The organism is Hydrogenophaga sp. (assembly GCF_018780385.1).
Taxonomy (GTDB): domain Bacteria; phylum Pseudomonadota; class Gammaproteobacteria; order Burkholderiales; family Burkholderiaceae_C; genus Hydrogenophaga.
The window spans coordinates 1-7,163 of the sequence record NZ_JADMJO010000105.1; the positions used below are offsets into that span (position 1 = coordinate 1).

Genomic DNA, 7,163 nt, shown 5'->3' on the forward strand with positions numbered 1-7,163 from the left:
AGGTCGCTGCTGCGGCCACTGGCGCGGCGCACCAGTGCATGCAGTCGGGCCACCAGCTCGTCGAGCTCAAAGGGCTTGAGCAGGTAATCGTCGGCGCCGGCCCGCAGGCCCGCGACGCGGTGTTCGAGCGCGTCGCGCGCCGTCAGCACCAGCACGGGGATCGCCTGCCCCTGGGCGCGCCAGCGTGCGAGCACTGCCATGCCGTCTTCGTCGGGCAGGCCGAGGTCGAGCACACAGACATCGAAGTGCGACGCGCCTACCGCCGCACGCGCCTTCGCGGCGGTGTCGACGTGGTCCACGGTCACGCCGAGCAGACGCAGCCCGGCGACGATGCCACTGGCAACGAGACGGTCGTCTTCAATCAGCAGGACGTGCACAGTAGTTTTCGCAGGGGCCACTGGCGAGGCTCACGGTCGACAATCAGCATCAACGATGCGACGACGGCGATACACGGCCTGATGGGTTTCATGGCGCAATTATGGTGGCTGGTGGTTGCCAAGCAGGGGGGTAATTCGCCGGGAAGGTTGTTAACGCCACCTTAATCGCGGCATTCAAGGATGGCGTTTCGGTGACACCCCGTCACGCTTTGACACCAGCCCATGCCCGTACTTTCCGATCGCCTTCGAAGCAGCCTGCGCGCTGCCCTCGCTGCCCTCGCTGCCCTGGTGCTGCTGTGGGGCGTGGCCTGGCCGGCTCACGCGGCTGAAGAGTTCCTGCAGCCCGAGCAGGCCTTTCGCCTGCAGGTGACGAAGTCCAGCGCCGACCAGTTGCACCTGAGCTGGACCATCGCGCCGGGCTACTACCTGTACCGTGATCGTATGGCGGTGACCGCATCCTCTTCTGGGACACGCGTGCAAACCGAACTCCCGCCCGGCATCCGCAAGGACGACCCCAACTTCGGCGTGATGGAGGTCTACCACGACGCGGTCACGATGAAGGTGTCGCCCGCCGGTGCCGCCGCACTCAACGTGACTTGGCAGGGTTGCGCCGACGCCGGGCTGTGCTATCCGCCGCAGACGCAGACGATTCAGGTGGCCGACGTCTCGTCGGACACCGCCACCACAGCACCCGCTGACCCATCGGTGCGGGCGCAAGAACCGGGCGCCCCCGGCCTGTGGAACAGCGTTTCCGGCAGCGACACCCAGATCACCCAGTGGCTGGGCGAACGCGCACTCGGCTGGACCTTGCCTCTCTTTTTCCTGCTCGGCATCGCGCTCGCGTTCACGCCCTGCGTGTTGCCGATGTTGCCCATTGTCTCCGGCATCGTGGTGGGCAGCCGAGCGCCGCCACGGCGGGCGTTCGCGCTGTCCATGGCGTTCGTGCTGCCCATGGCGTTGACCTATTCCGCTCTGGGCGTGGCGGCAGCGCTGGCCGGCGCGAACCTGCAGGCGATGCTGCAGAACCGCTGGACGATGCTCGCCTTGGGCGGCATTTATGTTGTGCTCGCGCTCGGCATGTTCGGCGTCTTCACTTTGCAACTGCCTGCCCGGCTGCGCGACAAGCTCGACGGCGCAAGCCGTGGCCTGCGCGGCGGATCGTTGCCGGGCGCAGCGGCCATGGGCGTGCTGTCGGCTCTGCTCGTCGGCCCGTGCATGACGGCGCCGCTGGCGGGTGCGCTGCTCTACATTGCCCAAAGTGGCAACGTTGTTCAAGGCGCGCTGCTGCTGGCGGCGCTGGGTCTGGGCATGGGCACGCCATTGGTGATCGTCGGCACACTGGGCTCGCGTTTCCTGCCGAAACCAGGTCCGTGGATGGATCGCGTGAAGGGCGCGCTCGGCTTCGCGCTGCTCGGCACGGCGGTTTGGATGCTGGAACGCGTCGTGCCCGAGCCAGCCGCATTGCTCATGTGGGGCGCGCTGCTGCTGGCTGTGGCGGTGACTCTCGTTCACACGTCGTCCCGCAGCGCTGCAGCTGTCGCTTCCAGCGGGTCGCCAAACCTGCTCGCGATCCGCACGCTGGCGGTGCTGGCCGGTCTGTGGGGCAGCGCAATGGTGCTCGGCGCGGCGGGCGGTGCGGTGGATCCCTGGCGGCCACTGACGTTCGCTGCGGCGTCGGCAACGGGCCTGGCGCAAACGACGAACTTGACGTTCGAACCGATCGCCAGCGAAGCCGAACTTCAGGCCCGACTGGCCGCCGCGCGGGCGGCGGGGCAACCCACCCTCGTTGACTTCTATGCCGACTGGTGCATCTCCTGCAAGGCGATTGAGAAAGAGGTTTTCGGAGATCCACGCGTGCAACGCTCGCTCGTCGGCGTGCTGCTCCTGCGTGCCGACGTGACCGCGAACGATGCCCGTCACCGTGAGCTGATGCGTGCCCACCAGGTGATTGGCCCGCCGACCGTGATGATGTTCGATGCAGCTGGACGCGAGCGGCGCGATGCCCGCCTGGTCGGTGAATTCACGGTCGAGCAGTTCTTGCAGCGACAGCCTGGGCCACCCACACCCGACATGGGAGCTCCCGCATGAACCAGTCCTTGCAGATCGGCCCTCTGTCGCTGCCGTATTCGGTGCTGCTGGCACTGTTTGCCATCGCGCTTGGAAGGTGGGTCGCCAGATGGATGGCAAAGGCGGCAGGCATTGAGGCCGAGCCCACGTTGATGCGCATGCTGTTTGTCGGTCTGTTCGCGGCACGACTCGCCTTCGTCTGGCAATGGCACGAGCAGTATTTCGATGCTCCGCTGAGCATCCTGGACATCCGCGACGGCGGTTGGGAGCCCACTGCGGGTGTTGTTGCGGCCTTGCTGTTTGGCCTGCAACGCGCGCAACGCGATGCAGGCATGCGCAAACCCGTGTTCGCTGCTGCGATCACCACAGGCATGGTGCTCATGCTGGGTGGCTTCGCTTCCGTGTTGATGTCGACCACACCAGTGCCCTTGCCGCCGCTGGCGCTGATCTCGCTCAATGGCCAGCCGGTGTCGCTTGCGGGCTTTGCAGGCAAGCCCACCGTGGTCAACCTTTGGGCCACCTGGTGTCCGCCGTGCGTGCGCGAGATGCCCGTGATGCAACAGGCACAGACCGCCTACCCGGACGTGAACATCGTCTTCGTCAATCAAGGCGAAGACTCAAAAGCGATTACCAGCTTCCTCAACCGGCACAGCTTGACGCTGCGCAACGTGTTGCTCGATCCGAAGCGTCTGACTGGCGCGGCGCTCGGCCATCGCGCCTTGCCGACCACGTTGTTCTTCGATGCGCAAGGAAAGCTTGCCGACACCCGCATTGGCGAGCTGTCGCAAGCCACGCTCACACAGCGCCTCACAAGCCTTCGCGCCGACTCACCCCCGTCACAACAACTCACTTCGCCATGAATCATCAAGACACCCCCGCCTGCGCATCACTTCTTCCTTCCGCAACCATGTCCACCGTGGTCGTGCTGATCGCCCTCGCATCGGCCGTATCGCTGGTCTTCGCTGCGCCGCCGCTCCCCGCACCGCTTCAGGCGTTGGAGAAAAAAGGCCTGAGCGTCGTGGGCACATTTCCCAGCCCGAGCGGAATGACGGCCTACGCTGCCCACGCGGGAACCGAGCCGATGGCGTTGTACTTGATGCCCGACGGCAAGCATGTGATCGTCGGGACGCTGTTTGACGCCACCGGCAAGAACCTCACCGTGACCGGGTTGGAGAAAGTCTTGGCTCAGCCAATGACGGAGGCCGTCTGGAGCAAGCTCGAGAAGAGCCACTGGATTGCCGACGGTCGCGAGGACGCGCCACGAACGGTCTATGTCTTCACCGACCCCAACTGCCCCTACTGCAACAAACTGTGGGCCGATGCACGACCTTGGGTCGATGCGGGAAAAGTACAGCTTCGCCACGTTATGGTGGGTATTCTGACGCCGACCAGTGCCGGCAAGGCAGCAGCATTGCTGGGCGACAAGAACCCGGCAGCCGCTTTGGACGCATATGAACGCAGGCACGTCGCGTCGAATGCAAAGACGCTGGCCAGCGGGCGGCCCAAGCCCCTAGGTGATGACAGTCTGAAACCGCTGTCGGTGGTTCCTGCCGGGATCGCAGCTCAGCTCGATGCGAATGCTGCGCTGATGGCCTCTTACGGCCTGCAAGCGACCCCGGCTTTGGTCTGGAAGGACACCAAGGGCGGCGTGCAGATGCGCCAGGGCGCGCCGGAGTCCGATCTAGCTGCCATTTTCGGGCCACGATGAGCGCGGAAAGTTGCATCGATTGCACTGTTCGCCAACGCACAGAAAATTCGTCCACCGCGTGGTGCACTGTGATGCTAGTAATGCAGTCTCGAAATGATCCGCACGTCGGTATCACCTACACATCGAGTAGGTCTGTCGGGCAGGCTGAAAAAGTCTCCACCGACTCGCATCATTCTTTCAAGGACTCACACATGACCCACTTCTCCAGGGCGCTTTCAGCATTAACTGCGGCATTGGTGTTGGCCGCCGGTGTGGTGGGCCCGGTCCAGGCTCAAAGCGTCGTCAATGTGTACGGCCCCGGCGGCCCGGCCCCAGCAATGCAGGAGGCTGCCAAGGCGTTTGGCGCCACAAACAACATCACCGTGAACGTGGCTGCAGGACCCACCCCGCAGTGGATCGACAAGGCAAGAGAGGATGCCGACGTCATTTTCAGCGGCGCCGAAAACATGTTTACCGATTTCGCCAAGGCCTTGCCGGGCGCCTTCGAGTTGAAGGACGCCTATCCACTTTACCTGCGGCCCGCAGCAATCCTGGTGCGGCCCGGCAACCCGAAGAACATCCGCAGCTTTCGCGACCTGCTAGCCCCAAACGTCAAGCTGCTGACTGTCGCCGGTGCTGGGCAAACCGGGCTATGGGAGGACGTGGCGGGGCGCACCGGAGACATCGCGATGGTGCGGGCGTTTCGCAAGAACATGGTCTTTCCCGAGGCCGCCAGCAGTGGCGCAGCCAAGGAGCAGTGGGCACAGCAGAAAGACATCGACGTGTGGCTGATCTGGAACATCTGGCAGGTGGCCAACCCCAATCTGGCGCAGGTCGTCGAACTGGATGAGCCGTTTCGCATCTATCGCGATGCTGGCGTGGTGCTGACGCGCAAGGGAAAGACCGATCCGCAGGCCACCGCCTTTGTGGCGTTCCTGAAGTCGCCAGCCGGGCAGGAGATCTTTGCCAAATGGGGTTGGGATGCGCGCCCAATCGCCGCCGTCCACGGAGCCCGATCCGCTGCGCCATTGAGCGTGTCGAGCCAGGCGGATGTCGAGCGGCGATTCACGCGCATGGACACGAACCGTGATGGCGCGGTCACCTGGGAAGAGGCAGCGCCCTCGCGAGCGCGCGAATTCGACGCCATGGACAAGAACAACGACCGCCGCATCACGGATGTCGAATTTCGTGGCCAGCTGCCGTTCGGCAGTTTCGACATCAACACAGACGGCGCGGTCTCGAAAGCTGAGTTCCTCGCTACGCATCGATCGATGTTCATGCAGTTCGATGCTGACGCGAATCAGCGAATCTCAATTGGCGAGTTCAACACGGCACAGCGCGCTACTGCGAAACAGGCCATACCGAAGTGACCCCCGACATGACCAGTACAACACGCATCGATCGTATCGGCTCGCACTTCACCGCCGTCGTGATTGGCGCGATGCAACTCCTGCTGATGATCGTGATCACGGTAGCGGTGCTGGAACTGTTCTGGCTGTTCTTCACCACTGCCGCCGATTGGCTTCGCAACGTGGACTCGGTGCCAGACCTCCAACTGGCCGTTCAGAGACGCTTTGCAGGCGTGCTGCTGATCCTGCTTGGCCTTGAGATACTCGAATCGCTGAAGATTTTCTTCACGGAGCACAAGGTCCGGCTCGAATTGATTCTCATCGTGGCGGTTATCGCCGTCAGCCGCCACATCATTCAGCTTGACTTCGAACACACCGACGGGCTCGTCCTCATCGGCATCAGTGCGCTGGTGATCTCGCTGACTGCGGGTTACTTCCTGGTCAGGTGGAGAACGCTGAGCAACTCCGGGCAAAGGACCGAACCGTGACCCGACAAGCAATGTTGCAACTCGGCCTGATGCGCAGTCCGCTGCCCTAGGCAGCGCGACGCAGGTCAAGTGGACCGATTCGTGATTGCCACCTCACCGCTCGAAAGACAGACATGGCTGAACGCAAACTCACGATCCTGCAGATCAACGATCTGCACGGCTACCTCGAACCGCATCCGGAAGCCTTTCGCGGTCGAGGCAAGTTCAACTACAGGACCTGCGGCGGTCTGGCGCGAATCTCCAGCATTTTCAACCGGGTACGCGCCGAGCACCCCGGAGAAGTGCTGGCGCTGGACAACGGCGACACCTTCCATGGCACCTTCGTTGCCGGACAATCCCAAGGCGAGTCAATGCTGCCGCTGATGAATGCGCTCGAATTCGATGCGATGACGCTGCACTGGGAGTTCGCCTACGGGCCAACGCAGGTACGCAAGCTAGCCGCGGGACTGATTTACCCGGCACTGGCGATCAACATCTACGACAAGGCTTCGAACCGACTCATGTTCGATCCGAGTTGCGTGATTGAGCGCGGAGGTCTGCGCATCGGCATCATTGGCATCGCTTCGAACATCGTCGACAAGAGCATGCCGCCGAGCTATTCCGAGGGGGTGTACTTCACACTGGGCAATACCGAGCTACCAGCGCACATCGAACGGCTGCGCAGCGGCGAGAAGGTCGACTTGGTGGTGGTGTTGTCGCACCTCGGCTTCGCACAGGACGCCAAGCTTGCAGCCGAGGTGTCGGGCATCGATGCGCTGATCAGCGGCCACACCCACAACCGCTTGTATCGGCCCGTCTGGGTAGGCAGCACGCCGATCATCCAGTCGGGTTGTCATGGCTCGTTCGTCGGCCGGCTCGACCTCACGGTGGACTGCGGCAAGGTGGTCGACGCACGGCATGAGCTGATCTGCGTCGATGAGCATGTCGAACCCGACGCCGAGATGTCCCAGCGTGTCAAGGAAACCATCGCACCGCATCGCGCCTTCCTCGATCAGGTGGTCGGAAAAGTACAGAGCCCACTGGACCGTGCCACCTCACTCGAAGCGTCGATGGACAACGTGCTGCTCGACGCGATTGCCGCTGCGGCAGGCACGCGCCTGGCGTTTTCCAACGGCTGGCGCTACGGTGCGCCAATATTGCCCGGCGAAGTCACGATGGAGCACCTGTGGAACATCGTCCCAACCCATCCGCCCAT

General features: G+C 63.3%; 6 protein-coding genes and 1 pseudogene. 6 read left to right on the forward strand and 1 reads right to left on the reverse strand.

Annotated features, from left to right (window positions below):
• The coding region (locus tag IV113_RS22630) for a response regulator (protein ID WP_291089932.1) at window positions 1-377 on the reverse strand (377 nt) is incomplete at its 3' end.
• Between the two features lie 222 nt (window positions 378-599).
• Here IV113_RS22630 and dsbD point away from each other — a divergent pair.
• From dsbD to IV113_RS22660, 6 genes and pseudogenes are all read left to right on the forward strand, one after another.
• A complete protein-coding gene (gene dsbD / locus IV113_RS22635; RefSeq protein ID WP_291089935.1) occupies window positions 600-2,465 on the forward strand; it encodes a protein-disulfide reductase DsbD in 1,866 nt (621 codons plus the stop codon).
• Window positions 2,462-3,304, forward strand: a complete 843-nt coding sequence (locus IV113_RS22640; RefSeq protein WP_291089937.1) for a TlpA disulfide reductase family protein — start codon at window positions 2,462-2,464, stop codon at window positions 3,302-3,304. The genes dsbD and IV113_RS22640 overlap by 4 nt, the downstream gene beginning before the upstream one ends.
• A 47-nt stretch (window positions 3,305-3,351) precedes the next feature.
• The gene (gene dsbG, locus IV113_RS22645) at window positions 3,352-4,152 is read left to right on the forward strand and encodes a thiol:disulfide interchange protein DsbG (RefSeq protein WP_291089940.1); all 801 of its coding nucleotides are present in this window, start codon (window positions 3,352-3,354) and stop codon (window positions 4,150-4,152) included.
• Between the two features lie 191 nt (window positions 4,153-4,343).
• Window positions 4,344-5,501, forward strand: coding sequence for a substrate-binding domain-containing protein (locus IV113_RS22650; RefSeq protein WP_291089943.1), 1,158 nt, complete (start codon window positions 4,344-4,346; stop codon window positions 5,499-5,501).
• 8 nt (window positions 5,502-5,509) lie between these two features.
• On the forward strand, window positions 5,510-5,968 hold the full coding sequence (locus IV113_RS22655) for a phosphate-starvation-inducible PsiE family protein (protein ID WP_291089945.1): 459 nt from the start codon (window positions 5,510-5,512) through the stop codon (window positions 5,966-5,968).
• Between the two features lie 113 nt (window positions 5,969-6,081).
• Window positions 6,082-7,163, forward strand: a pseudogene (locus tag IV113_RS22660) (hypothetical protein); the annotation flags it as partial.

Bases quoted from the DNA above. Each gene is read 5' to 3' on its own strand.
- dsbD (WP_291089935.1), top strand. From the start codon at position 600: ATGCCCGTACTTTCCGATCGCCTTCGAAGCAGCCTGCGCGCTGCCCTC.
- IV113_RS22640 (WP_291089937.1), top strand. From the start codon at position 2,462: ATGAACCAGTCCTTGCAGATCGGCCCTCTGTCGCTGCCGTATTCGGTG.
- dsbG (WP_291089940.1), top strand. From the start codon at position 3,352: ATGTCCACCGTGGTCGTGCTGATCGCCCTCGCATCGGCCGTATCGCTG.
- IV113_RS22650 (WP_291089943.1), top strand. From the start codon at position 4,344: ATGACCCACTTCTCCAGGGCGCTTTCAGCATTAACTGCGGCATTGGTG.
- IV113_RS22655 (WP_291089945.1), top strand. From the start codon at position 5,510: ATGACCAGTACAACACGCATCGATCGTATCGGCTCGCACTTCACCGCC.